Source organism: Pseudomonas sp. UBA1879, assembly GCF_002338065.1.
Classification (GTDB): Bacteria; Pseudomonadota; Gammaproteobacteria; order Pseudomonadales; family Pseudomonadaceae; genus Aquipseudomonas.
Window position 1 is genome coordinate 366,461 of the sequence record NZ_DDHJ01000001.1, and the last position, 25,501, is coordinate 391,961.

Here is a 25,501-nt window from a genome sequence, read left to right on the forward strand (position 1 = left end):
AGCCGGCTTGCTGGCGAAGGCAGTAGGTCAGGCAATGTGCGCCGTCTGACACGGCCCATTCGCCAGCAAGCCGGCTCTCACGCCCTTCCGGTAGCATCGACAGCAACGCCCCTGCATTCCAGCAGCCCGATAGCGCCAAATCCCGGCCGTTATGGCAAACTTCGCGGCTAAAACCCAAGGCCTCATCAAAACAGCGCTCCCGTGAACGGGGGACTTTATCGTTGCATTGGTACTGTCGTTCCAGAAACAGCCAGCACCATGCTTGCGCAGACGGTTTGTCTGCCGCCCATCCAAGAGAGAGGAACGACCGTGTACGACGTCGTGATCAGTGGCACAGGGCTCTACACCCCGCCCAACAGCATTTCCAATGATGAGCTGGTGCATTCTTTCAACACCTACGTCGCGCACTTCAATGCCGAACATGCTGCGGCGATCGAGGCTGGCGACATTCAAGCGTTGACCGAATCCAGCGCGGCCTTCATCGAGAAGGCCAGTGGCATCAAAAGCCGCTTCGTCATGGACAAGGAGGGCATCCTCGATCCGCAGCGCATGAAACCTCGCTTGCCTGAACGCGCCAATGACGAATGGTCGATCCTCTGCCAGATGGGTGTCGCGGCCGCTGAACAGGCCCTGCAACGCGCCGGCAAGACCGCTGCCGATATCGATGGCGTGATCGTCGCCTGCTCCAACCTGCAACGTGCCTACCCTGCCATTTCCATCGAAATCCAGGCCGCCCTCGGTGTTCAAGGGTTCGGTTTCGACATGAACGTCGCCTGCTCTTCAGCGACCTTCGGCATTCAGACCGCCTGCAACAGCGTGAAACTGGGCCAGGCTCGCGCCTTGTTGGTGATCAGCCCGGAAATCTGCACCGCGCACCTGAATTTTCGCGACCGCGACAGCCACTTCATCTTTGGCGACGCGGCGACCGCCGTGGTGGTCGAGCGCGCCGATCTGGCGACGTCCGAGCACCAATTCGACATCGTCAGCACCAAATTGCTGACCAGTTTCTCCAACAACATCCGCAACAACTTCGGGTTCCTCAACCGCACAGCCGAAGAGGGCGAGGGCAAGCCGGACAAGCTGTTCGTGCAGGAAGGGCGCAAGGTGTTCCGTGAGGTCTGCCCGATGGTGGCGGAACTGGTGGGCACGCACCTGAGCGAAAACAGCCTCAATGTCAGCGACGTGAAGCGCTTCTGGCTGCATCAGGCGAACCTCAGCATGAACCATTTGATCGTGAAGAAGCTGCTGGACCGCGACGCTACCGTTGAGGAAGCCCCGGTGATTCTCGACAGTTACGCCAATACCAGCTCAGCGGGTTCGGTGATTGCGTTCCACACATACCAGGATGATCTGCCCAAAGGCGCGCTCGGCGTGCTCAGTTCGTTTGGCGCGGGGTATTCGATTGGTAGCGTGATTTTGCGCAGGAAATAGATCGTTCAACGGAGCCCTGTAGGCGCGTGGCTTGTCCCGCGATCTGGCGCGTAGCGGCAGTACAAGCATCGAACGCAGGTGTTGTTCTGGCCTGGACGCGGTTGCCATTTTTACGACCGGTTCCCGGCCGATCGCGGGACAAGCCGTGCGCCTACAGGGGCCAGTGTGTAATCAGCAATAGAAACAGCCCGGCATTGGCCTGTCGGAACGGATGATGGGGATCCGACAGGGCAACGGCGGGCTGGAGAGTCACCTCAAGCCTAAGGGAGCGCCCAAGGCTTGATGCTTTTAGCTTGCCGCTTGAAACCTGCGGCTGCTGTTTTTAGAACTTGGCGATAACGTCCAGCTGCAGCGTGTTCGCATCTTCGTCACGCGGGGCGTTGGCGTAGGCGAAATCGGCTTTGGTCAGGAAATACGTAGCGCCGAGGGTGAAGTTCTTGTCGACGTCGTACGACACGCTCAGCTTGTGGCCGCGCGAACCGGTGGTGCCGTTGGCGAAGTCAGAGTCGGTGAAGGCACCCACCACGGCATTACGCTGGGTGTCGCGGTAGTTGTAGTCCAGCCCGAAGCCGAAGACTTTGGTCTTGATACCGGCCAGCCATGCGGTGTCCTGGTCACTGTCGGTGGCACTGTTGACCACGTACTGGCCATATACACCCAGCGGAACGACCAGGCCGGTGAAGTCCAGTTGGCCGAAGCCTTCATACAGGCGGAAGTCGGTGGTGTTGTTGCCGTTGATGCTCAAACCGCAGAACGTCGTGCTGGTGCTTGCCGCTGCCGGATTACAGTCGTTGGAGTTCTCGTACTGGTAAACCGAACCGCCGAGGGTCAGTTTCATCGCGTCGGTGACGCCGATACGGGTGCCCAACTGAGCCGCGTTCAGGCGCAGGTCGTTCTTGAACTGGGTGCCGTCGCCGCTGATGTTGTCCTTGAGGGTGTACGTGCCGGCGCTGCCGAACAGCTCGAAGCCCTTGGTGACGGGCAGGCTGTAAGTGGCGGCCAGGCCTTCCGGGTTGATGTCGCTGTCCCAGATCACGTCGCCTTCGCTGACCCAAGGCTGTGCCATCTTGCCGCCGATGATGTGCAGGTTCTGGATGGCGGTCGGGTGGTAATCGATGTAGCCCTGGTCCAGCCACAGGTCTTTCTTGGTGAAGTAGTCGTTCTGGTCGACGTTGGTGGAGTTGGCCTTGTTGTCGCCACCCGTGGCGATACGAATGCCGGTGCTGACCTGCGGGTTGATGTCGGTGTAAGCGCCCAGACGCACGCGGATACGTTGGCGGTTCTTGTCCTGGCTGTTGTTCTGGTCGTCGATTTTGACCGTTTCCTGACGAACGCGAACGTCACCCTTGAATTGAGTCTTGGCGGCCCACGCCACTTTCTGTTCGAATGCCGACAGTTCCGAGGACTTGGCAGCGCTGGCGGCAGCGATCTGATCGGCTGTCGCTTTCTGGGCTTGCTGTTGAGCCTGCTGATCTTTGGCCAGCTCGGTTTGCAGTTCGGCGTATTGGGCTGGGGAAATCGAGCCGTTGGCCTTGAGCATGTCGAGCAGTTTCGCGTCGACTGCGGCGCTGGCCGGAACACTCATGGCCAGCAACAGACCGCCACACAGGGCTGCCGCAGTTTTGGTGGAAGCAAGACGCATATCAATCTCCGTAGATGAGAAGGGATGACAAAGCCATCCTGGGAACGACCGACCGGAAATGGGCGGAAAAAAGTCTGTGTTTTAAGAACCGAAGGCTCTAAAAACAGGCGCCAGTATTGCGATGGTTTATGACAGAGGGATGGCTAGGTGATGGCATGTCGATGACACGTAAGAATTTCGTGGAACCCGCGAACTAGAGCGCTGTCGCCGAAGATTTCATGTGCAAGTCGAGTCACTTAGTGTTAAAGCGCAAACGTTGGCGCACGCGGTTTTGAGAGTCTGGGAGAGGTCGATGTCGCTGCATCGCTTGGATACATTGTCGGATCTGGCACCCGCCGAATGGGACGCGCTGATACCCGGTGAGTCGCCGTTTCTGCGTCACGCATTTCTCAGTTCACTGGAGGACAGCGGTAGCCTCGGGCCCCGTTCCGGATGGCGCGCCGAGCATCTGTTGCATTACGAAAATGGCACGTTGGTCGCTGCCCTGCCGACCTACCGCAAGTGGCACTCCTATGGCGAGTACGTGTTCGATCATGGCTGGGCGGATGCCTGTCGCCGTGCGGGCATTGCCTATTACCCCAAGCTGCTGGTGGCGGTGCCGTTCAGCCCGGTCAGCGGGCCACGGCTGCTGGCCAAGACCCCGGAAGACGGTCGCGAATTGATCGCCTGCCTTCCCGGTTACGCCGAGGCAGAAGAACTGTCCAGCGTGCACGTCAACTTCACCGACCCCGTGGCCGACACCTTGCTCGCCGAGCACCCGGAATGGCTGCAACGGATCGGCTGCCAGTACCACTGGCAGAATCGGGGCTATCGGGATTTCCAGGATTTCCTCGACGCCTTGAGTTCGCGCAAGCGCAAGCAGATGCGCAAGGAGCGCGAGCAGGTGGCAGGGCAGGGCTTTGATTTCGAGTGGCTTGAAGGCCACGAGCTGAGTCAGGCGCAGTGGGATTTTGTTTATGCCTGCTATTCCAACACGTACGAGATTCGCGGCCAGGCGCCGTACCTGACCCGCGAATTCTTCAGCCTGCTGGCCGAGCGCATGCCGGATGCCATTCGCGTGGTCATGGCGAAGCAGGGCTCACGGCCGGTGGCCATGGCTTTCAGCCTGATCGGCGGCGACAGCTTTTACGGGCGTTACTGGGGCTGCCTGGCCGAGTTCGACCGTCTGCATTTCGAGACCTGTTTCTACCAGGGCATGGATTACGCCATTGCACACGGCAAGCAGCGTTTCGATGCAGGTGCGCAGGGTGAGCACAAGTTGATTCGCGGATTCGAACCGGTGATCACCCACTCTTGGCATTACCTTGCCCATCCAGGACTGCGCGAAGCCGTCGCGGGGTTTCTGGAGCAAGAAAGGGCGGGGATTTTGGCCTATGCCGAGGAAGCGCGCGGAGCCTTGCCGTACCGGCAGGGGGACTGACGCTTTAACAGTGGGGATGTGCCGCATGAAGTGCGACCCATCCCCTAAGGGTATTGGAGCTGCCGGAGGCAAATCGGCAACGATCACGGAGTGTCAGGCAGTTCACCTATCGTTTAGCCACCGCCTTCGCTGCCGTCGTACTTCCGTCTTAGCCCACAGCTTCGAGGTCCATCCGGCAGATCGACGGCAACTTCGAACTACTGAGCTACAACGTCAATGGCGCCAGCGGGAATTCCTCCTCACCCATGAACCCACCGGTCTGGTGCGCCCATAGCCGGGCATACAACCCTTTTTTTGCCAGCAACTCGGCGTGAGTGCCGGTCTCGACGATTTGACCCTCCTCCAGCACCACCAAACGATCCATCTTGGCGATGGTCGACAGGCGGTGAGCGATAGCGATCACGGTTTTGCCCTGCATCAGGGTTTCCAGGCTTTCCTGAATCGCGGCCTCGACTTCCGAGTCCAGCGCGGAGGTTGCCTCGTCCATGATCAGAATCGGCGCGTCCTTGAGCAGCACGCGGGTGATCGCGATGCGTTGACGCTGGCCCCCCGACAGCTTGACGCCGCGCTCGCCCACGTGGGCATCGAGTCCGGTACGACCCTCGGCGTCGGACAATTGCGGAATGAACCCATCGGCACGCGCCTTGCGCATGGCTTCCCACAACTCGGCGTCGGTGGCGTGGGGCTTGCCGTATTGCAAGTTGTCGCGAATCGAGCGGTGCAGCAGGGAGGTGTCCTGAGTGATCATGCCGATGTGCGAACGCAAACTCTCCTGCGAGACGTGGGCGATGTCCTGATCATCGATGGTGATACGGCCGCCCTGTACGTCATAGAGGCGCAGCAGCAGATTCACCAACGTTGATTTGCCTGCGCCAGATGGACCTATCAAACCGATTTTTTCGCCGGGTTTGATGTCCAGGTTCAGCTCTTTGATCACTCCTTTACCGGGGCCGTACTGGAAATTCAGGTGTTCGAATTTCACTTCGCCGTGGCTGACCTGAAGGGTCGGCGCCGCTTTGCGGTCCTCGACACCGACGGGCTGGGAGATGCTTTGCAGACCGTCCTGGACCATGCCGATGTTCTCGAAAATGCCGTTGACCACCCACATGATCCAGCCGGACATGTTGACGATCCGGATCACCAGACCGGTGGCCAGCGCAATTGCACCCACCGAGATCAGCGATTGCGACCACAGCCACAGCGCCAGCCCCGTGGTCCAGACGATCAGGATGCCGTTCAGCGCCGTGATCACGGTGTCCATCTCGGTGATCACGCGACCGGCCAGCTGGGTTTTTTCAGTCTGTTCGCTGATCGCTTCCCGCGCGTACTGCTGTTCTGAATTGGTGTGAGCAAAGAGCTTGAGTGTGGTGATGTTGGTGTAGCCGTCGACGATGCGTCCCATCAGCTTCGAACGCGCTTCCGAGGACACCACCGAACGCGCCTTGACCCGCGGCACGAACCACCAGAGCGACAGTGTGAACGCAATGATCCAGCTGATCAGCGGAATCATCAGGTGCCAGTCGGCCTCGGCGAACAGCACCAGCGCGCCGATGGAGTAGATCAGCACGTGCCACATGGCATCCACGGCCTGCACGGCGGAATCTCGCAGCGCGTTACCGGTCTGGACGATGCGTTGCGCGATGCGGCCCGCGAAGTCGCTCTGAAAGAAATTGACGCTTTGCTTGAGCACGTAGCTGTGGTTCTGCCAGTTGATCAGGCTCGTCATGCCGGGGCCGATGGTCTGGTGCACCAGCAGGTCGTGGAACAGAACGAACACCGGTCGCAGCACCAGCGCGACGATCACCATCCAAGTCAATTCGAAGGCGTGATCACTGAAGAAATTCGGATTGGGCGCGCCTTGCGCCAAATCGATGATGCGGCTGAGGTAGTTGAACAGCGACACCTCGATCAGCGCCCCGATCAGGCCCACGACGAGCAGGGCCAAGAAGCTCGGCCAGACCTGCTTGAGGTAGTACACGTAAAACGAAACGACTTGGTTGGGAGGGGCGACGGTGGGTGCGTCGCGGAAGATATCGATCAGCTTTTCGAAACGGCGATAGAGCATTGGCAAATGACGCCCACGCTTGAGCGGGCTCTCCTATCTGAAGGACTGGGGTGCGTCCCCGAATCTGACCACAGTCAGACGCAATTGCTCACATTTTTCACGCGCGTTGCGTTTCAGGAACGAAAAAGCCGGGCACGTGCCCGGCTTCCGCACACGCTGTGGAGCTTAGTTCACGCGCTTGGCTGACTTGATCAGAATCGGGTCCAACGGCACGTTTTGCATCCCGCCTTTATTACCGGTCTTCACGTTAACGATCTGGTCGACGACGTCCATGCCCTTCACCACCTTGCCGAACACTGCATAGCCGTAGTCCCGAACGCCGTGGTCGAGCATGGCGTTATCGACCACGTTGATGAAGAACTGGCTGGTGGCCGAGTTCACATCCGACGTGCGGGCCATGGCAAGCGTGCCGCGTACGTTATGCAGGCCATTGTCGGCTTCGTTCTTGATCGGATCGTTGGTGGGCTTCTGCACCATCTGCGCCGTGAAGCCGCCGCCTTGCACCATGAAGCCGGGAATCACGCGGTGGAAGATGGTGTTGGAGTAGAAATTGCTGTCCACGTACTTGAGGAAGTTCGCAGTACTGATCGGCGCCTTGTCCTGGTTCAGCTCGATTTCAACCTGACCGAAACTGGTGTCCAGCACAACGTGCGGCGCGGGTGCGGCCATCAGGTTGGAGGCGAACAGCACGGCGGCGGCAGAGAGGGCAATTTTTTTCAGCATGGGGGGGAACGTCCTGAAAAGTGATTTTCGACTGCAAAAAACAGGACGTAAGGGAAACACGTTTGAGGGGATTTGGACAGAGCCCCGGGAGGGGGGCTCTGAGTCTTGTGCAAGCCAGTGGGTACTGGTCGCCTCTAATCTCCGATCGATAAATCTAGATCAATGTAAGGGAATTGGTCATAAAAACTTACCAGTTTCACGAAGTTGAGGCTGATGTCTGCATTGGCTGTACCTGAATGTAGGATCGCGAACACGCTCAGCAAAACGAATGGCAGGATTTTTTTGATGTTTTTCATGAAAGTCACTCCAGTGACGATGCATCCACATCTTTCAAGAATTCCAGAAGAACCCGGTTAGATTCTTCCAGGCAATCCAGCGGGTTGCATGTCGGGAATCCTCCATGACCACCAACTTCGCCTCATGAATAAGCCTAACGTACGTCGTTTTCTGCGCCACTGGCGGGTAATCATATTTCGCTGTAATGACCCGCATGGGTGCGCCGAATTCGCGATAGCTGTGCTTGACTCGCCACCCCCCGATCCCGCTGCAACCAGCGGGATAAGCGTGTTTATTGTCCTGCGTCCGGCGCGTGGTCAATGCGTGCCGCTGATCGGCTTGTTTGGGGTCGAGCCACAGGTGTTTGCCAAATGCGTTGCCCATGTCCCATGCGCAATACCCGCGCCAACGAGCCAAACGTAGATACCACGCGATAACGGGCGAGCGTGCTCCTTCTGACCGATGCGCGTCGGCCTTACACCGTCTGTTGCGCAGCCACGAATGGCGCATCCAGCGGCGCGGTGTCGAATCTCTGAATCAGCTCGATGAGGATCTGCGTTGCAGGCCCCAGCGGTTTGTCCTTGCTGGCGTACAGATAGAAAGTCGGGTTGCGGCTGCCGCCTTTGTCCAGCGGCAGCACCTTCAGCACACCTTCTCTGATCTCGCGCTCGATCATGTGCCGCGGCAGCCAGGCGAAGCCCAATCCACTGCTGACGAACTTGGCGGCAGTGGCCAGGCTACCGACGGTCCAGCGTTGCTCGGCGCCCAGCCAACCCACGTCGCGGGGCTGATTGCGGCCCGAGTCACGAATGACCACCTGCAACTGGCTTTCCAGATCCTGGAAGGTCAATTCGCGCTGCACCTGGTGCAAGGCATGCTCGGGGTGCGCCACAGCGACGAATTCTACGGCGCTCATTTCCGTGCCCAGATAGCCTGGAATGTTGAAGCCGCTGATGGCCAGATCCGCCACGCCTTCGAGCAGGACCTCCTCAACGCCGGACAACACCTCTTCACGCAGGCGCACGCGGCAACCGCGACTTTGCGGCATGAAGGCCGTGAGTGCGCGTACCAATCGTGCGTTGGGATAGGCCGCATCGACCACCAGACGCACTTCGGCTTCCCAACCTTGCTCCATGTGATGGGCCAGGTCTTCCAGCTGGCTGGCATTTTTCACCAGTTGCCGTGACCGACGCAGCAGCACTTCACCTGCGTCGGTCAGCACAGCTTTGCGGCCGTCAATGCGCAGCAATGGCACGCCCAGTTGGTCCTGCATGCGAGCCACGGTGTAGCTCACCGACGATTGCGAACGGTGCAGGGCTTCGGCGGCCTGAGCAAAACCACCCTGGTCGACCACCGCCTGCAAGGTGCGCCATTGATCAAGGGTCACGCGGGGCGCTTTCATCTTTGCTTCCTTTTGTCCTACGCTGGCTGCCTCAAATTGGAGACTGCCGCATGAAAAAAATCTGTTGTGTGTTGCTGACGATGTTGCCCCTGAGCGCCTTTGCTTACCCGATCGATGTCGAGAAGCACATCAATGGTGTGCAAATCGACTACAACAGCCACGACACCGCCTACGACATTGGGAGCCTTACCGTGAACAACTACGGCGATGTCCCGGCCAAGTGTGCCGCCGTGTTCAGCAACGGCCCGGAGGCGCCGCGAACCCGTCGCGTGCAGATCGCACCGAAGAGCAGCGCTAATGTCACCGTCAAATTCAGCCGAGAGATCGTCAAATTGCGGATCAAACTCACCTGCGATCCCCAATGAACCGATGGCATTGACCGGAAAGCCTAGTGTCCTTCGGCGTTAGAAACAATTTATTAGATATTTAGTAGCAGTTTTCAGGTGATTTGATCGATACGACCAGCGCCTCGCGCTGGACACTCGGGGTGGCTGTTTGATCCGGGCGCCGGCTAGCAGGGGAATAGGGGCCATGCGAAGAAGCTTAATCGCGCGTTAATGCCGGGGCGCGATGCTGTCCGCGTTCATCGACTCTCCCTTGGCACTTACTGCTCCTGAGTGCATCGCCCGATAGACCCGCCGACAGTGCTGGGTCATCGGGTTTTTTATGGCCGGGTGTTTACTGATTTGGCGCTGTAAAGCGGGTCGCTTGAGCGTATCGGCGCTCGCGTTTCTCATGAACCCTGCGCTTCGGGAACGTAACAAGATGCTTGGAACCAACGGATTAGACGCTCCCGTCGCCAACATCATTGAAGTTGATGTTCAGTATGTTCAAGCGTGGTTTTTCAATACAGCGTTTGCCGAATAGATTGGCTCCAACGAAACGAATTAACCCTACTGACTTAAACGTTCTCTGGAGATTCAAATCATGAAAAAGTCCATCGCCTTCGGTTTTGCGCTGACAATCCTGGCTGCCGGCTCTGCCTTCGCCGCACCTGAAAAAGCTTACCCACGCGCCATTGTCGACGCTTCCGGCGCTTCGACACTGGACAGCAAAGTCACCAGCAAATCGGCTGTCAAACCCTTTGATACCAAGGCTTCCGGCACCGTGATCGTTGCCGACAACCGCAAAGAATTCGGATCGGGCTACCAGCGCTATTAAGTTGAGGTGCACACTCAGTTCAATCTGAGGGCATAAAAAAAACCCGGCCAGTGCCGGGTTTTTTTGTGGATCAAGTCTGCGTATATACGGTGTTTATCAGTCCGATAGTTAAAGTGCGCGCAGAGTCAGAGTTGACTGTCTAGTTGGCCAATATTGATGACCTCTCATGGTGCCGCTCGTTGTAAGCCAATATCCCGCTGCTATGTGGAAAGTATTTTTGATACCGATGACGTCGCTATTGATCATAGGCGTTGGCTGTTCAATTCAGCGGAGATGGACGCTGCGTCTGGCTTGAGTGTCGTCGGTTGCCGGCCCATCAACCCCACCCGCATGTCCGATCCACTCGGCTGCTGGTACAGGTTCAGCCCGAACTCCGGCAACACCGCCAGCAGGTAGTCGAAAATGTCCCCCTGAATGCGCTCGTAATCGGCCCAACTGGTGGTGCGGGTGAAGCAGTAGATCTCCAGCGGAACACCTTGAGCGGTGGCTTCCATCTGGCGGACCATGCAGGTCATGTCGGGGTGGATGTCCGGATGGCTGTTGAGGTAAGCCAGCGCATACGCGCGAAAAGTGCCGAGATTGGTGATTCGACGGCGATTCGCGGACAGTTCAGCGACGTTGCCTTGCGCTTCGTTCCAGGCTTTGAGTTCGGCTTTTTTGCGGCCCATGTAATCGGTCAATAAGCGCACTTGGGTGAGGGTCTGCTCTTCGGCCTCGGCGACGAAGCGCACGCCGCTGGCGTCGATGAACAGGCTGCGTTTGATCCGACGCCCCCCCGCCTGCTGCATCCCCCGCCAGTTCTTGAACGACTCGGACATGAGGCGCCAGGTTGGGATAGAGACGATGGTTTTGTCGAAGTTCTGTACTTTGACCGTGTGCAAGGTGATATCCACGACGTCACCATCGGCGCCGACCTGGGGCATTTCGATCCAGTCGCCGACCCGCAGCATGTCGTTGCTGGTCAGTTGCACGCTGGCGACGAACGACAGCAGCGTGTCCTTGTACACCAACAGAATCACCGCCGACATCGCGCCCAGACCTGACAGCAGCAACAGCGGAGAACGGTCGATCAACGTCGCGACGATGATGATCGCGGCGAACACGTACAGAATCATTTTTGCCAGTTGCACATAGCCCTTGATCGACCGCGTGCGGGCATGTTCCGTGCGGGCGTAGATGTCGAGCATGGCATTGAGCAATGCGCCGAGGGTGAGCATCAGGAACAGAATGGTGAAGGCCATGGCCACGTTGCCCAGCACATGGGCGGCGACTGGGCTGAGGTCGGGCACCAGATTGAGCCCGAATTGAATCACCAGCGAGGGCGTCATTTGCGCCAGTCGATGGAAGACCTTGTTGTGCAGAAAATCGTTGAGCCAAAACAGCGCGGGCTGGCGGCCGAGGGCTTTCATGGCGTACAGGAGGATGGAGCGAACCACCCGCCCGAGGACGAGGGCGGCGATCAACAGCATCAGTAAACCCAGGGCCGTGCGCAGCATGGGCTGGTGTTCAAGCAACTCCCAGACTTCCTGAATCCGCCGCCAAAGTGATGAGGTGTCCATGGGCGCAAATCTCCTGATGAAAAAAGGGGGCGCGATTAGAGCATTCCCGGAAGGCTCCGGGGCGCTGAGGGCAAATCCCGTAACAAAATAGGCCTTCCGAGGTAAAGAAACTCGGCGAATCGGGCTTAAACCGGTACCCTATGCGACTGTTTTTTTGCATTCCGCCGAGGTAACACCCGTGTTCTCCCAATTCGCCCTGCACGAACGCCTGCTCAAAGCCGTGGCCGAACTCAATTTCGTCGAGCCTACGCCTGTGCAAACGGCGGCCATTCCGCTGGCGCTGGAAGGACGCGATCTGCGGGTGACGGCACAAACCGGGAGCGGCAAAACGGCTGCTTTCGTATTGCCCATGCTCAACCGCCTGATCGGCCCGGCCAAGGTACGTGTGGACATTCGCGCGCTGATCCTGCTGCCGACCCGCGAGCTGGCGCAGCAGACCCTCAAGGAAGTCGAGCGTTTTTCTCAATTCACGTTTATCAAGGCGGGTCTCATCACCGGCGGCGAAGACTTCAAGGTGCAGGCCGCCATGCTGCGCAAGGTTCCGGACATCCTGATCGGCACGCCGGGGCGTCTGTTGGAGCAACTGAACGCGGGCAACCTCGACCTCAAGCACGTCGAGTTGCTGATCCTCGATGAAGCCGACCGCATGCTCGACATGGGCTTCGCCGAAGACGTCGAGCGCCTGGCCAACGAATGCGCCAACCGCCAGCAGACCATGCTGTTCTCCGCGACCACCGGCGGCTCGGGCCTGCGGGAGATGATCGCCAAGGTGCTCAAAGAGCCTCAGCATTTGCAGGTCAATAGCGTCAGCGAGCTGGCCGAAGGCACCCGTCAGCAGATCATCACCGCTGACCACAACGTGCACAAAGAGCAGATCCTGCACTGGTTGCTGGCCAACGAGACTTATCAGAAGGCGATCATCTTCACCAACACCCGCGCCATGGCCGACCGCATTTATGGCCGTCTGGTGGCGCTGGAGTACAAGACGTTCGTGCTGCACGGTGAGAAGGATCAGAAGGATCGCAAGCTGGCGATCGACCGTCTCAAGCAGGGTGGGGTGAAGATTCTGGTCGCGACCGATGTGGCGGCCCGGGGCCTCGACGTTGATGGGCTGGACATGGTGATCAACTTCGACATGCCGCGCAGCGGCGACGACTACGTTCATCGCATTGGCCGCACGGGTCGTGCGGGGGCCGAAGGTCTGGCGATTTCGCTGATCACCCACGGCGACTGGAACCTGATGTCCAGCATCGAGCGCTACCTCAAGCAGAAGTTCGAGCGCCGCACGATCAAGGAAGTGAAGGGCACCTACACCGGGCCGAAGAAGGTCAAGGCTTCGGGCAAAGCGGTGGGCGTGAAGAAGAAAAAGACCGATGCGAAAGGCGACAAGAAGGCCGCCGACAAGAAAAAAGCCGCCAAGGGCCCGACCAAACGCAAGACGGTGAACCGTCCGAAGGCCGAATCGCTGGTCAGCCAGGACGGCATGGCGCCATTGAAAAAACGCGTAACCCGTCCGCCGGTTTCCGAATAAAGCCTCGTCGAATCCACGCCCTGAAAACGGCGCGTGGATGACCTCCAGTGGGAGTGAGCTCGCTCACGAAGGACCGTTCAGGCACTGGATGCAGTGTCTTCAAACGAGCCTTCGTGAGCAAGCCCACTCCCACAGTCAAGTTTGGCTCTTCCTGCGTCCAGGCCGAGACCGGCTTAGCGACAGCCCGCTTCAGCGCGGCAGCGATGCCCACGGGTGATGGGGTGAACGGCTGAGCCTGCAGCCGGTCACAGCTTGTGTGCACCCGACCCGGCGACCGGACGTCGCGGGTTTTCATCCCTGCTCCTGGAGGTTGGAAGATGTCTGACAAATACGACTGGGACCTGATCGAGCGTCTGTTGCATGAAGTGCAAAACGGCGCCGATAAATCGTTTGCCCCGCGCCAATACGCCGAAGAACATGCGGCGGCGAAAGCCCAAGCGGGTGAACAGCCCGGTAATCTCGATGCGGTCAAATCCAACGCGGCCGACCTCGAAGCGTTGCTGTTGAAACGTGGCTTCATTGAATCGCGGCCTGAGGCAGAAGGTGGCAATGGCGAGAACTTCGTGCTCACGCCACGGGGGTCGAAGCTGTTGGCGATGATTGACAGCAGCATCCCCGGCGATGCTCCGCCGCGTCAGATGCTGGACGAACAGGCTGACGCACTGGATCCAGCTACCTTCGACGACGTGTCGTCCAAGGCGCAGGCGGCACCGGGCGCGATCTAAGATGTCGCTGCGCGCTTGCGTTTAACTGGCTGAGCCACCGTGGGGAATGCGTGGTTCGCTCAGCGGATGGGCGAGCGCGGCTACTACAGTGCCTGCGCTTTCTTTGCCCCTTTCAAACAGCTCAGCTGGGTGAAGTCCTGTCGAACATCGGCAATCTTCGCCAACAGCTTCTGCCGCTGCTCGGGCGTGCTTTGGGCCATCAAGTCGGTGATGAGGGAAATCGCCGCTTGTTCGGTATGGTCGTACGCCGCTCGGTATTCCGGGGTCCAAAACGTCTTGCGGTCTTGGAGCAGACGGGCGATCTTCTGATCAAAGTCGGGTGCCTGTCGCTGCTTGACGGCGGTGACCAGCAGCGACTGCCAGTGAGCGCGGTTATCGATCCAGACCCGATTCTGTTCCCCTAACGACGTCGACCACTGTGTCACCCGATCCCGTTGCGACGCACTCAGCTTGCCGATCCACGGGTTCAGGCGCTTTTCCATGCGCTGGGCGCGGTCTTTGATCTGGCGATCCAGCGGCTGATCGACGAATTCCGCTTCGTGTTTGTTCACATCCTTGGCGAACGCCGCTTCCATTTCGGCGACCTGTTGATCGTCCAATTGGCGCAGCAACTCGACCGCAGACGGCGTAATTTCACGGGAAATGGTGGCAATGGCCTCACGCGCCTCCGAGGTGCGCGCTTCGAGCTGGGTCGCATTGACCTGATTGGTTTCGACCATGTTTTCCAAGCGGTCCAGCCAGCCAAGGTAGTCGGGGATCTGCGTCGTGCAGTGCCAGGTCAGATGCTCCTTGAGGCGCTCGGCAAGCCAGTCCTTTTGCGTGGCGTTCATGGCCAGATAGTCACCCAACGACCACGGGATGATCAGGTCCAGATGCCGATACGTGAGACCAATCTGGCTGCAGCCTGCGACTAGCAACAGGCTTAGCCACAGCGAAGTACAGGTCTTTAACACGGTGCGCATGTCAGCTCCTTGCCGGTTCGTCACCCCTTATAGAGCAAGCCAGGTCAAGGCGGTTCAGCCGATCAGAAGAATGAGCGCACGATCTTCAGGGTAACGGCGCTCTCGCATTGGGTATTGTGCCCGCTGTAGGCGCTGCAATCGGCGCCGTTAAGGCTGGAGCCGCTGTACATCAGGTTCATGTCCATGCCCAGCCAGGGGCGGGAGATGTTGAACGACCAGTCGTTGTAAGCACTGACCACGCCCCCCCCGTCGATCACCGTGGGGGCGTCGAGCTGGTGATTGCCGTATTGCATGCGCAGATCCAGCCCCAACGGCATGAAGCCGCCAAGCCCGCCGAGGTCGAGAAACAGCGTGCTGTCCTGACGCCCGGCGTCCGTGCTGACAGCGGTGCCGATGCGACTGTCGAAGATACGAAAACCCGCATACAACTCGTGGCTGTCGATCTGGCTGGTGTTGGGGTAGCTGTAGCGAATCACACCAAGTTCGTAGCCGAGGGTCTTGTCGAAGGGCTTCTTGAAGCCCAGATACGAGTCGACTTCCAGGGTGGTGTCCGGCGCAAGGCCTGCGCTGGGCGACCACTGGCCGAAATAGAAACCGCTTTCGTGACTCAGGTCCAGCCCGCCGTGAAATTTGGAATCCCCCGCGCTCGGCGTGACCAGCCCTTGAGCCATGGTGCGGCTGGGCGTGGTGCCGAGCTTGAGGCTGAAGTCCCCCAGGTCGCGTTCCATCATTTGCGCGCTGGCGAGCGCGGGCGTGAGCAGCGCGGCCGCGAGCAGGGCGCCGGTCCAGCCTGTTAAACGGAGAGCATGAGGCATGCTTCACTCCTTTTCGGATTCATAGGAGTGGATCGAAGGCGCTTATCAAATGCGCGGCGAAATCCCGAGGGCGCCGATAAGAACCGCGAGCTAGAGCCTCGCAAGCATACCGGCGAATGAGCCCATGAATCGACCGCTGGTCGATTCGTGGCAGAAAAGTTGAACTTTGCGATCAGTTGGTCGGTGAAATGAGCTTGTTGACGACGATAAGCGCTTGAGGAAATGACGGATAACCGCTCTTGGCAACGTCCAGCTCATCGTATTTGGCCCGGTAACGTCGGGCTTTCTCTTGATCCACCGACCCTGACAACTGCGCCAGCAGCGCGATGGCCAGCGGGTACTTCTTGTCAGCAGAAGCTTGCAGCAATTCGTGGACCCGTGAGCCGTCCGCGTTCAGTCGTAATTGGAGTACCGCCTGATAAAACTCGGCTTCTCCGGTCGTGTCCTGTTTTACCGCGCGGTCGAGCAGGGCGCTTGCCAGTTCATAGCTGTCCTGACGACGCTCATTGATGATCCATTTGGCCTGCAACATGTCGTTCTGGTAGAGCAGATAATCGGCCCGGCAACTGCTGCCTGCCGCCGTGATATCACACCCTTTTGTCGCACAACCGCCCAATCCAAGGCAGAGCAGGGCGCCGAAAAACATCCATTTCTTCATATCGGATTTCCGCTGAGATGTCGGGTCATTCAGGGCATCGTCCGGTCTGTCGCGTGCGGCTGCCAGGTCAGGACGAGCGGGCTGTGTCGAGACAGTAAAGCAGAGCTTTGGAGCGGGCTTCTTGAATCGGAGAGCGATGGACCTGGCGCCTTGTGATCAAAGCGCCTGGATGTCGACCGCTGAGGCGGGGAAAAATTTACTTTTTACCGAGGGAGATCTGTTTCGAGGTACCGAAGGTCTGGCCACTGACGCCTTTGGCGATCTGCTGGATTTCTCCACCGGATTTCAGGAAAGCGGCGATTTGTGCGTTGATCGAATCGCTGGTCTCAACGGCAGGAGCTGGCTTGGCTTTCGAGTTGGATGCTTTTACGCGCATGGCTGCTATTAACCTATATAAAATTAATACGGCCGGCCATCTTATCCGAATGCGCAGAAAATTGCGCGGCCAATGAGCGGCGCTGTTCGCGAGTCAATCTTTTCGGCGACGCTCATCATGCCTTGAAAATATCGGCTAACTGTCTGTTTTAATTGCCCGCATGGGTGCTGAGCGCGTCGTATTGTGGAGAAAAAATACCCTCCGAAATGAACGAGACGGTCTGACGAATGGAAAGCGATAGGTCGGTATCGGCGCTGTGTATGGACCCGGCACCTTGATTTTCAAGGCTTGCAGGGCCGCTGTGAATCGGCTGTCGCCCGACGGGGCCAGCCGTCGCCAATCTCGGGTAGAATGCCGCCACGCAATGAGGGTATTTGGACATGGCTTTAGTCGGGCGCTACAACAGTTTGCAAGTGGTCAAACACACGAATTTCGGTTTATACCTGGACGGTGCGCAGGACGGCGAAATATTACTGCCCAACCGCTATATCCCAAAAGATATTCCCAGCGAAGACGAGGACTGGTTAAACGTTTTCATTTATCTGGACAGTGATGACAAGTTAATTGCCACCACGGAAAAGCCGAAAGTACAGGTCGGTGAGTTTGCCAGTCTCAAAGTCGTGGAAGTCAACAGCATTGGTATTTTCCTGGACTGGGGCCTGCCAAAGGATTTACTGCTGCCGTATTCCGAGGAAAAGCGCCCGCTCAAAGCCGGGGATTACTGCGTCGTGCATGTGTACCTCGACAAACACACCCGTCGCATCACCGCCACGTCGCGCCTGGACCGTTACCTGGACAAAATCCCGGCCAACTACGCGGTGGGTCAGGAAGTAGACCTGCTGGTGGTCGAAGAAACGGCCATGGGTTTCAAGGCTGTGATCAACAACAAGCATTGGGGCCTGATACACAAGAATGAAGTGTTCAAATTCCTGCGCTCCGGCAAACAGGAAAAAGGCTTCATCAAGGAAATACGCAGTGACGGCAACATCAGCCTCAGTCTGCAACCGGTGGGCGAACAACTGGCGAGCAGCCTGAACACGAAGATTCTCGCTACGTTACGTCAGAACAACGGCGTGCTGCCGGTCAGCGACAAGAGCGATCCTGCAGTCATCAGCAACTTGTTCGGGGTCAGCAAAGGCAACTTCAAAAAAGCCATCGGCGCCTTGTACAAGCAGGGCCAAATCGTGATCCACGCGGACCGCATCGAATTGGTCTGAGGGCAGGCGCGCGCTTGGCCACGGCAGCGACCGGCCAAGCGCTCCTTGAGACTGACGCATCGGCATCGCGGTCCAGCGCGGCCTCAGGATTATTTGCGCTGCCTACTTCTGCACAAAACTCGCAAAGCTCAGGTGCGCCCCGTTCGGTCGCATGTCCTTGAGGTACGAATCCTTGTCCGCCGACAGCTCCAGGCTGACCGTGGACTTGCGTTTGCCTTCATTGCGGATCACCACGCCGTCTTTCTGTTCGCGCAGGAATCGGGTGGTCACTTTCAGATGAATCAGCTCGTCGGAGGCTGGCGTGTGCAGCAGCAAGTGCAGCCACTCGTACTGACCGACCGCCAGGCGCGCCACCGGCAGGTCGAACCACCAGATGTTGCGCTTGGGATCGAGGACGGCGAAGTGGGTATTGTTGGTGCCCAGAACGGCACCCCCCAGTTGCTCATTGCGGCGCGCGATGGCTTGTTGCTTGTCGAGTTTCATAACGGTCCTGTGTAGCGCTGTCTTGTGACCCGGTGCCACGACGCTCGCTTGAGCGTGAAGGCGTAATCGCTGGGCACCCTGGGTGGGTGCCTCCCGGTTCGGCCGCGCATTCTCCGGGGTTGTCGCGCAAACATAAAGGCCAAACTTCAGCCTCGAGACGAACTGTCTTGAAGCTGCGAAAAAAAAGCGCGGTAAATATTTGAAACTCTGGAGAACGGGATCGGGTCAATTTTTATGTCGAGGTTATGACACCTGATTTTTACCGAGGAGAAACAACGATGAGCAGCACTGGCGATAAAATCAAAGGCACCGCTAACGAAGCAGTCGGTAACATCAAGCAAGGCGTAGGCAAAGCCACTGGCAATGACAAGCTGCGCGCTGAAGGCAAAGCGCAGGAAGTCAAAGGTGAAGTCCAGAAGAAAGTCGGCGATGCCAAAGACGCTGTTAAAAAAGGCGTCGACAAGCACTGACGGCCTGCATGCCTGAGCTTCAGGTGTTTCAAGAAGCCTCATGCGAATAGTGTCATCCACAGCGGCCATCCTTCGATGGCCGCTGTCGTGTCCGGCCCTCGCCGGCCAGCATCAGACATCCTGAAACGTATCCGTGGTGGCAAAAGTGCTTAACTGAATGTAAAAAGCCGCCCCGCCGCGGGGGGCATACGGAATTCCAAAGCGTTTGCCTGCTCGTATAGGTAAATGTGCTTCAAATACGTCTACGTCGCGAAAGGAGACGCCATGATATTCCCGGATTTGCGCCAGCTACGTGTGAGAGCCGTGTTGGTCAGAACGGTCAAAGAGTTTCTCGACGACGAAATGTCGACTTACGCTTCGGCGTTGGCGTACCAGATGTTGTTCTCGCTGTTCCCGTTCTTGTTGTTCCTGATTGCCTTGATCGGCTTCCTGCATTTGCCCGACTTCTTCAGTTGGCTGCGCTTGCAGTCGGAACTGGTCTTGCCACCGGTGGCGCTGGATCAGGTCAATCCCGTGATCGACCAGCTGCAACAATCCAAGGGCGGCCTGCTGTCCATCGGTATCGTCATCGCCCTGTGGAGTGCGTCGGCAGGCGTGCGACTGATGATGAGCGCGATGAACGCAGCGTACGACGTCGTTGAGGGGCGGCCAGCGTGGAAACGCCTCCCGTTGTCAGTGTTGTACACCGTGGGTTTTGCCGGGATGTTACTGACCACGGCGGCGCTGATGGTCACCGGCCCTCAGGTGATGGGTTGGCTGGCGGCACAAATCGGCATGGAAGACTTCATTGTCACCCTGTGGACGCTGCTGCGGTGGCCGGTGATCATCATTCTGCTGATGGTCTCGGTGGCGACCATGTATTACCTGATGCCCGATGTGAAACAGGAATTCCGTTTCATCACGCCCGGTTCGGTGCTGGCAGTGGTGGTGTGGATTGTGGCTTCGCTGGGCTTTGCGTATTACGTCAAGACGTTCGCTAACTACGACGCCATGTACGGCAGCATCGGGGCAATCATCGTGCTGCTGCTGTATTTCTATATTTCCGCCTCGGTGTTGCTGTTGGGCGCTGAGATGAATGCGGTGATCGAACACATGTCCCAAGAGGGCAAGGCTAAAGGCGAGAAAATCGCAGGCGACGGTGGCGAGAATGCCGACGGCGATACGGTCATCGCCAAGCAGCATGTCTCGGGACTGGGTCGAGATCACTCTCACGACCACGACCACACCTACGAACCGGCGCTGCAACCTTTGCAACCGTTAAAAACCGACAAACCCTGATCGATCCCATGGCAGGATGCGCAGCTCTCCGGCGCATCTGCCCTTTCGAAAGGCCCTTCCATGATTCGAGAAATTCTGAAAATGGGTGACGAGCGCCTGCTGCGTGTCGCGCCCCCCGTACCGCGCCCGATGTTTGGCTCTCGCGAGCTGCAGACCCTGATCGACGACATGTTCGAAACCATGCACAGCGTCGGTGGCGTGGGGCTCGCAGCGCCACAAATTGGCGTGGATTTGCAACTGGTGATTTTCGGGTTCGAGCGCAGTGAACGCTATCCGCAAGCGGAGGCCGTGCCGCAGACCATCTTGCTCAATCCGCTGATCACGCCTTTGGAGCCGACCGTGGAGGAGGGCTGGGAAGGGTGCTTATCGGTGCCGGGTCTCAGGGGCGTGGTGGAGCGCTACGAGCACATTCGCTACGAAGGCTTCGATCCCGCCGGGCAGGCCATTCAGCGCGAGGCCCGCGGGTTCCACGCGCGGGTGGTGCAACATGAATGCGATCACCTGATCGGCCGCCTGTACCCCTCGCGGGTCAAAGACTTCACCCGCTTTGGGTTCACCGAGGTGCTGTTCCCCAACATGGACCCGAATGCGGACGATTGATCCGTGGGCATGAATGGAACACGATCAGACGGTGGGAGCCAGCAAGCCGGTTCCCACCGATGTTTTTGCGTTCAACAGGACATGTTCTTCCAGCCTATTTAACCGGCTTGACGAAGCGCAGCGTCATCCGGTCTGACTCACCAATGGCCAGATACTTGTCCTTGTCCTGATCGCCTTTGACCAACGCCGGTGGCAGGGTCCAGACCCCGTCAGGGTAGTCTTTGGTGTCTTTGGGATTGGCGTTGACTTCACTCTGGCCGGTCAGCTTGAAGCCCGCTGTCTCGGCCAGCTTCACCACATAATCGGTGGGCAGGTAGCCGTTATTTTCATTGTCCTTGGCGGTGGTCCCTGGTTTGGCCCGGTGATCGACCACGCCCAATGTCCCCCCTGGTTTCAGCACGTCGTAAAACGCCTTGAACGTCGCCGCTTCGTTGCCGGCGTCGACCCAGTTATGCACGTTACGAAACGTCAGCACGGTGTCCGCCGAGCCCGGTTTGCCGAAGACCGGCGCCTGGGGCGTGTACGCCACAACGTCGACCTTGCCGTAATGCGCGGGGTCGGCGGCGTACTTCTGCCTCAGGGTTTCAGCAGATTTTTTCGCTTCGCCGTTCTCGGATGGGTCAACGATCGCCGCGACGTAATGCCCGTTGTCCTTGAGCAGCGGGGCGAGCAGTTCGCTGTACCAGCCGTTGCCCGGTGTGATTTCAATAACGGTCTGGTCCGTGCGCACGCCAAAGAACGTCAGCGTCTGTTGCGGATGCCGGTACTGATCGCGGGCGGCATTCTTGGGCACGCGCCAGTTGCCATTCAGCACGGCAGCGAACTGTTCTTGGCTGATGTTCGACGTTGACGCATCGGTGGAGGCAGCCGTGGCAGCAGTGGCCAGGGATGACCCGAAAAGAGCCGCGAGGGAAAGAGTCAACAGCGTCGTGTTCATGTGCGTCCCGTTCAACGGCAGGAAGTGATGCCCGAGGCTAGCACGCAGGGTTTGCGGCCGGGTGGCACATTTGGTTTGGAGGTCATAACCAAACGATCTACATGTTTTTTGGTCTTGATGTACAACGACGCTACACGCATGTGCAGAATCGCCTACCTGCTTTTCATCTGTGCAGGGCCTGAACGGTTTGACGGTTATCGGACTCCGTTCAACCCCTTCACGCCCGAACCCCGGAACCCAGACATGGCTCAAGGCTACGCAGAATTACAGATGTACGTTGCCCCCGACCGTGTACGCGACGCGCAGGAGCAGTGGCTGAACGCTGCACTGGCCTTGCTCGGCGCAGAACGCCTGGACGCTAGCGCCCTCGACCTCCCGCAGCTATGGCTGTCGCCGCGTCTGCTGATCGCGCAGACCTGCGGTTATCCGCTGATGACGCAACTGCGCGGGCAGGTCCAAGTGGTCGGGCGGCCGGTGTACCAACTCCCCCACAGCGCCGATGGCAAACACTGCAGCGTGCTGGTCGCGCATGCTGATGACCCTCGGCAGCGCCTTGAAGATTTCCGCGGCAGCCATGGTCTGCTCAATTCCCAAGACTCCAATTCCGGCATGAACCTGTTTCGCCACGCGTTGGCGCCGTTGCACGCGGGCGGGGCGTTTTTCTCCCGGGTGTCGTTGACAGGCGGCCACCGCAACAGCCTGGCCGAGATCAAGGCAAAGCGAGGGGATCTGGCGTCGATCGACAGCGTAACCTTCGATTACCTGGCGCGCGACCACAGCGATGAAGTCGCCGGGCTGAAGGTGATCGCGCGCACCGCCGACGGCCCGTGCCTGCCCTATATCACCCGCGTTGGCGCAGATGCTCAGGCCATTCTGGACGCGCTGAATCAGGTGCTCCAGGCGTTGCCGGAGGTCGCGCAAGTGCTGGCCATTCGTGAAGTGCTACCGGCCAGCGAAGCGGATTACCAGGTGCTGCTCGACTACGAACAGCACGCGCGCGCTCAGGGATTGCCTACGCTGTGAGCGAGTGCGTCCTGATCAGGGCGTCAGCCTGTGTGAAAAAACTGAAACCTGTGACCTGCGTGCGGGTCTGGAATGAAACCTGCGCTGTGCCTGACCCGACTGAGCCCATTGTGCAAGTGGGCTTGGCTTACGACGATTTGACCGACCCTGACGAGAGACGACCATGACATCGATCAAACACCTGCTGGGCGGCTCCCTGCTCGCGCTGGCGATCCTGACCCAGCCCGCGCACAGCGCCGAGAAGACCACGCCCATTCACTTCGGTGACATCACCTGGGAGAGCGGCAGCCTCATTACCGAAATCCTGCGCACCATCGTCGAGAAGGGCTACGGCTACCCGACCGACAAGCTGCCGGGCAGCACGGTCAGCCTTGAGGCCGCGCTGGCCAAAAACGACATTCAGGTGATTGGGGAAGAATGGGCAGGCCGCAGTCCGGCGTGGGTCAAGGCCGAGTCTGAAGGCAAAGTGCACGGCCTGGGCAATATCGTCAAAGGCGCCACCGAAGGGTGGTGGGTGCCGGAATTCGTGATCAAGGGCGACCCGGAAAAGGGCATCAAACCCTTGGCGCCGGACCTCAAATCGGTGGCCGATCTGCCCAAATACAAAGACGTGTTCAAAGACCCGGAAGACCCGAGCAAGGGCCGCTTCCTCAACAGCCCGACCGGCTGGACCTCTGAGATCGTCAACACGCAGAAGCTCAAGGCCTACAAACTCAATGACAGTTACGTAAACTTCCGAACCGGCTCTGGCGCGGCACTGGACGCGGAAATTGCTTCGTCGATTCGTCGCGGTAAACCGGTGCTGTTTTACTACTGGTCGCCAACGCCGCTGCTGGGCCGCTTCAAGCTGATCAAGCTGGAAGAGCCGCCGTTCAACGAAGCCGCGTGGAAAACCTTGTCCGACGCCAGCAACCCCAATCCGATTGGCTCTGCCTCGTTGGCTGCGCATCTGGCTATTGGCGTGTCCGAGCCGTTCAACAAGCAATATCCGGAATTGGTGAGCTTCTTCGAGAAAGTCGATCTGCCCATCGATCAGTTGAACAAAACCTTGGGCGAGATGAGCGAAAAACGCCTGGAGCCAGATGCCGTGGCCAAGACCTTCCTCAAAGCTCACCCGGAGATCTGGACGCCGTGGGTGCCTGCTGACGTCGCGAAGAAAGTGACGGCAGGGTTGTAAGCGTTTCGAGCGATTTTCCTTTGTGGACGTGAGCTTGCCCATCAAGACGGATGTTCCACACCACGGTGGTGTGGAGGTACTGAAGCCTTCTTGAGCACGCTCACTTCCTACCGTGCCAAGCACCCAGCCTGCAATCTCTTTTCAACCTTTGCCCCGCTGCTGTGGTCTCATCCTTGACGTACTGCTCACTGCACACGGGCCCGCGCTACATGGGCTGGTAAACCGTTGCTCAGCTGCTAGCGTTCGGGAAGTCAGTGAGTTGATCACGCAGATAAAAGTCGCCGGGGAGAGGACATGGAATACCGCAGATCGACGGCGTTGACGTTGAGGAAAGTGGCCGTTGTGGGGCTGTTCGGGGCATTGGTGGGGGCGTCAGGGTGGGTGCAGGCGGGTTACGTTAATCCAGGCCATGCGCAACGGGTGTATGCCCAGGCCGGTGACGTCCCTTCGCAGCCGTCTGCCTTGCCGCTAACGCCGCCAGCCGCCCAGTCCCCGACGTCTCCCACCTCGCCCTCAACGGCGCTGGCGTTCGTCAAGGATCGGCATTTGGGAGAAAGCCTCGGTTGGCTGGGTTACCAAGTGGCATCACGTACGGTGACGTTCACCACCCTCGTTGAAACGGTCGGCCGCACCAAGGCTCAGGAAATCGTCCAGGACGAGCTTCAATATCTGCAGCCGCAGTATCAGCAACAGTGGGATCAGAACCTTGCCGCAGCCTACTCGGCCTCGTTCACTCCTGAAGAACTGATCGCCCTCGATGCTGGCGACCCGCCCCCCGATGTCGCCAACAAGTTCCGCGCCAAACAGCGCGACGTCGGCATGGACATGAAAGGCCGATCCAGCGAGCTGCTGAAGGTGTACGTGTCGACTGCGCTGGACAACGCACTGAAAAAAGCCAAGCCTTGAGCCGTCGGGCCTGACGAGCAACGCCCGACGCATTCTTTTTTGATCGACACGGCAAGGAGAGACCATGGACCCATTCATGCAAGCGGCCATCGACGAGGCGCAAAAAGGGCTGGACGAGGGCGGGATTCCCATCGGATCGGTCATCGTTCACGACGGCCAAATCATCGGCCGCGGGCACAATCGTCGGGTGCAGGAAGGCAGTGCGATCAAGCATGGCGAAATGGACGCTTTGGAAAACGCCGGACGTCAGCCTGCCAGGGTGTATCGCGATGCAACGCTCTACACCACGCTTTCCCCCTGCGCGATGTGCAGCGGCGCGATCCTGTTGTACGGCATTCGCAAGGTCATCGTTGGTGAAAACGAAACATTCATGGGCGAGGAAGAACTGCTGCGTTCCCGTGGCGTGCAGGTCGACGTGATCCACAACGCCACCTGCATCGGCCTGATGAAGCAATTCATCGCCGACAAGCCAGAACTGTGGAATGAGGACATAGGCGAATAACGTGCCCTGTCATCACCCCACGCTCACGTCAGCGCTGGTTTGACCACGAAAGATGCAGACGTCGCGGTCTGTAGGAGCAGCCGGAGGCACGACGGCCGCGAGGCGGTAGTTCAGATGGCGATGCAGCGTCTGACATACCGCCTTCGCGGCCGTCGTGCCTCC

Annotated in this window: 26 protein-coding genes; 14 read left to right on the forward strand and 12 right to left on the reverse strand. The window is 58.7% G+C overall.

Going from position 1 to position 25,501, the window contains the following annotated elements; genetic code table 11:
- Positions 1–309 precede the first annotated feature (309 nt).
- A complete protein-coding gene (locus tag B3N48_RS01645; protein ID WP_296178783.1) occupies positions 310–1,431 on the forward strand; it encodes a beta-ketoacyl-ACP synthase III in 1,122 nt (373 codons plus the stop codon).
- 322 nt (positions 1,432–1,753) lie between these two features.
- Here B3N48_RS01645 and B3N48_RS01650 read toward each other — a convergent pair whose 3' ends face one another.
- Complete coding sequence (locus B3N48_RS01650; RefSeq protein ID WP_296178784.1) at positions 1,754–3,073, reverse strand: putative porin; 1,320 nt, start codon at positions 3,071–3,073, stop codon at positions 1,754–1,756.
- Between the two features lie 292 nt (positions 3,074–3,365).
- On the opposite strand from B3N48_RS01650, the gene B3N48_RS01655 reads away from it, so the two are divergent.
- Positions 3,366–4,493 (forward strand): GNAT family N-acetyltransferase, encoded by a 1,128-nt coding sequence (locus tag B3N48_RS01655; protein ID WP_296178785.1) that lies wholly within the window; start codon positions 3,366–3,368, stop codon positions 4,491–4,493.
- A 205-nt stretch (positions 4,494–4,698) separates the two neighbouring features.
- On the opposite strand, the gene B3N48_RS01660 is transcribed toward B3N48_RS01655, so the two are convergent.
- The 4 genes from B3N48_RS01660 to B3N48_RS01675 all read right to left on the reverse strand — a co-directional run bounded on the left by B3N48_RS01660 (position 4,699) and on the right by B3N48_RS01675 (position 8,959).
- Positions 4,699–6,558, reverse strand: a complete 1,860-nt coding sequence (locus B3N48_RS01660) for an ABC transporter ATP-binding protein (RefSeq protein WP_296178786.1) — start codon at positions 6,556–6,558, stop codon at positions 4,699–4,701.
- A 165-nt stretch (positions 6,559–6,723) separates the two neighbouring features.
- Positions 6,724–7,281 carry a peptidylprolyl isomerase gene (locus tag B3N48_RS01665; RefSeq protein WP_296178787.1) on the reverse strand — a complete coding sequence of 186 codons (558 nt, stop codon included), beginning with the start codon at positions 7,279–7,281 and terminating at the stop codon, positions 6,724–6,726.
- Positions 7,282–7,611: 330 nt separating this feature from the next.
- Positions 7,612–7,941 (reverse strand): hypothetical protein, encoded by a 330-nt coding sequence (locus B3N48_RS01670; RefSeq protein WP_296178788.1) that lies wholly within the window; start codon positions 7,939–7,941, stop codon positions 7,612–7,614.
- Positions 7,942–8,032: 91 nt separating this feature from the next.
- Positions 8,033–8,959 (reverse strand): LysR family transcriptional regulator, encoded by a 927-nt coding sequence (locus B3N48_RS01675; protein ID WP_296178789.1) that lies wholly within the window; start codon positions 8,957–8,959, stop codon positions 8,033–8,035.
- A gap of 50 nt (positions 8,960–9,009) precedes the next feature.
- Between B3N48_RS01675 and B3N48_RS01680 the strand changes: the two genes are divergently transcribed.
- Both B3N48_RS01680 and B3N48_RS01685 read left to right on the forward strand, forming a co-directional pair.
- Positions 9,010–9,324 carry a 3-phosphoglycerate kinase gene (locus B3N48_RS01680; protein ID WP_296178790.1) on the forward strand — a complete coding sequence of 105 codons (315 nt, stop codon included), beginning with the start codon at positions 9,010–9,012 and terminating at the stop codon, positions 9,322–9,324.
- Between the two features lie 562 nt (positions 9,325–9,886).
- A complete protein-coding gene (locus B3N48_RS01685) occupies positions 9,887–10,120 on the forward strand; it encodes a hypothetical protein (RefSeq protein WP_296178791.1) in 234 nt (77 codons plus the stop codon).
- A gap of 242 nt (positions 10,121–10,362) precedes the next feature.
- Here B3N48_RS01685 and B3N48_RS01690 read toward each other — a convergent pair whose 3' ends face one another.
- On the reverse strand, positions 10,363–11,679 hold the full coding sequence (locus tag B3N48_RS01690) for a mechanosensitive ion channel family protein (RefSeq protein ID WP_296178792.1): 1,317 nt from the start codon (positions 11,677–11,679) through the stop codon (positions 10,363–10,365).
- 178 nt (positions 11,680–11,857) lie between these two features.
- Between B3N48_RS01690 and B3N48_RS01695 the strand changes: the two genes are divergently transcribed.
- Together B3N48_RS01695 and B3N48_RS01700 are read left to right on the forward strand one after the other, a co-directional pair.
- The gene (locus tag B3N48_RS01695; RefSeq protein WP_296178793.1) at positions 11,858–13,210 is read left to right on the forward strand and encodes a DEAD/DEAH box helicase; all 1,353 of its coding nucleotides are present in this window, start codon (positions 11,858–11,860) and stop codon (positions 13,208–13,210) included.
- Positions 13,211–13,527: 317 nt separating this feature from the next.
- Complete coding sequence (locus B3N48_RS01700) at positions 13,528–13,935, forward strand: transcriptional regulator (protein WP_296178794.1); 408 nt, start codon at positions 13,528–13,530, stop codon at positions 13,933–13,935.
- A gap of 83 nt (positions 13,936–14,018) precedes the next feature.
- On the opposite strand, the gene B3N48_RS01705 is transcribed toward B3N48_RS01700, so the two are convergent.
- The 4 genes from B3N48_RS01705 to B3N48_RS01720 all read right to left on the reverse strand — a co-directional run bounded on the left by B3N48_RS01705 (position 14,019) and on the right by B3N48_RS01720 (position 16,746).
- Positions 14,019–14,897 carry a DUF6279 family lipoprotein gene (locus B3N48_RS01705; RefSeq protein WP_296178795.1) on the reverse strand — a complete coding sequence of 293 codons (879 nt, stop codon included), beginning with the start codon at positions 14,895–14,897 and terminating at the stop codon, positions 14,019–14,021.
- Positions 14,898–14,959: 62 nt separating this feature from the next.
- On the reverse strand, positions 14,960–15,712 hold the full coding sequence (locus B3N48_RS01710; protein WP_296178796.1) for a TorF family putative porin: 753 nt from the start codon (positions 15,710–15,712) through the stop codon (positions 14,960–14,962).
- A 172-nt stretch (positions 15,713–15,884) separates the two neighbouring features.
- Complete coding sequence (locus B3N48_RS01715) at positions 15,885–16,370, reverse strand: hypothetical protein (protein WP_296178797.1); 486 nt, start codon at positions 16,368–16,370, stop codon at positions 15,885–15,887.
- 196 nt (positions 16,371–16,566) lie between these two features.
- Complete coding sequence (locus tag B3N48_RS01720; protein ID WP_166597588.1) at positions 16,567–16,746, reverse strand: hypothetical protein; 180 nt, start codon at positions 16,744–16,746, stop codon at positions 16,567–16,569.
- Positions 16,747–17,126: 380 nt separating this feature from the next.
- Between B3N48_RS01720 and B3N48_RS01725 the strand changes: the two genes are divergently transcribed.
- Positions 17,127–17,963: a CvfB family protein gene (locus tag B3N48_RS01725; protein WP_296178798.1), complete on the forward strand. Its 837-nt coding sequence runs from the start codon at positions 17,127–17,129 to the stop codon at positions 17,961–17,963.
- Between the two features lie 102 nt (positions 17,964–18,065).
- Here the strand turns inward: B3N48_RS01725 and B3N48_RS01730 are convergent, their stop codons facing one another.
- Positions 18,066–18,446 carry a hypothetical protein gene (locus B3N48_RS01730; RefSeq protein ID WP_296178799.1) on the reverse strand — a complete coding sequence of 127 codons (381 nt, stop codon included), beginning with the start codon at positions 18,444–18,446 and terminating at the stop codon, positions 18,066–18,068.
- A gap of 278 nt (positions 18,447–18,724) precedes the next feature.
- Here B3N48_RS01730 and B3N48_RS01735 point away from each other — a divergent pair, with 278 nt between their 5' ends.
- The 3 genes from B3N48_RS01735 (at position 18,725) to def (ending at position 20,794) form a co-directional block, all read left to right on the forward strand.
- A complete protein-coding gene (locus tag B3N48_RS01735; RefSeq protein WP_296178800.1) occupies positions 18,725–18,916 on the forward strand; it encodes a CsbD family protein in 192 nt (63 codons plus the stop codon).
- A gap of 264 nt (positions 18,917–19,180) precedes the next feature.
- Positions 19,181–20,194, forward strand: a complete 1,014-nt coding sequence (locus tag B3N48_RS01740) for a YihY/virulence factor BrkB family protein (RefSeq protein WP_296178801.1) — start codon at positions 19,181–19,183, stop codon at positions 20,192–20,194.
- Positions 20,195–20,254: 60 nt separating this feature from the next.
- A complete protein-coding gene (def, locus tag B3N48_RS01745) occupies positions 20,255–20,794 on the forward strand; it encodes a peptide deformylase (RefSeq protein WP_296178802.1) in 540 nt (179 codons plus the stop codon).
- Positions 20,795–20,888: 94 nt separating this feature from the next.
- Here def and B3N48_RS01750 read toward each other — a convergent pair whose 3' ends face one another.
- The gene (locus B3N48_RS01750; protein ID WP_296178803.1) at positions 20,889–21,731 is read right to left on the reverse strand and encodes a class I SAM-dependent methyltransferase; all 843 of its coding nucleotides are present in this window, start codon (positions 21,729–21,731) and stop codon (positions 20,889–20,891) included.
- A gap of 243 nt (positions 21,732–21,974) precedes the next feature.
- Between B3N48_RS01750 and B3N48_RS01755 the strand changes: the two genes are divergently transcribed.
- From B3N48_RS01755 to B3N48_RS01770, 4 genes are all read left to right on the forward strand, one after another.
- The gene (locus B3N48_RS01755; RefSeq protein WP_296178804.1) at positions 21,975–22,754 is read left to right on the forward strand and encodes a phosphate/phosphite/phosphonate ABC transporter substrate-binding protein; all 780 of its coding nucleotides are present in this window, start codon (positions 21,975–21,977) and stop codon (positions 22,752–22,754) included.
- Positions 22,755–22,917: 163 nt separating this feature from the next.
- On the forward strand, positions 22,918–23,931 hold the full coding sequence (locus B3N48_RS01760; RefSeq protein ID WP_296178805.1) for an ABC transporter substrate-binding protein: 1,014 nt from the start codon (positions 22,918–22,920) through the stop codon (positions 23,929–23,931).
- A gap of 294 nt (positions 23,932–24,225) precedes the next feature.
- Complete coding sequence (locus B3N48_RS01765) at positions 24,226–24,837, forward strand: hypothetical protein (RefSeq protein WP_296178806.1); 612 nt, start codon at positions 24,226–24,228, stop codon at positions 24,835–24,837.
- Positions 24,838–24,901: 64 nt separating this feature from the next.
- Positions 24,902–25,339 carry a nucleoside deaminase gene (locus B3N48_RS01770; protein ID WP_296178807.1) on the forward strand — a complete coding sequence of 146 codons (438 nt, stop codon included), beginning with the start codon at positions 24,902–24,904 and terminating at the stop codon, positions 25,337–25,339.
- Positions 25,340–25,501: the final 162 nt, after the last annotated feature.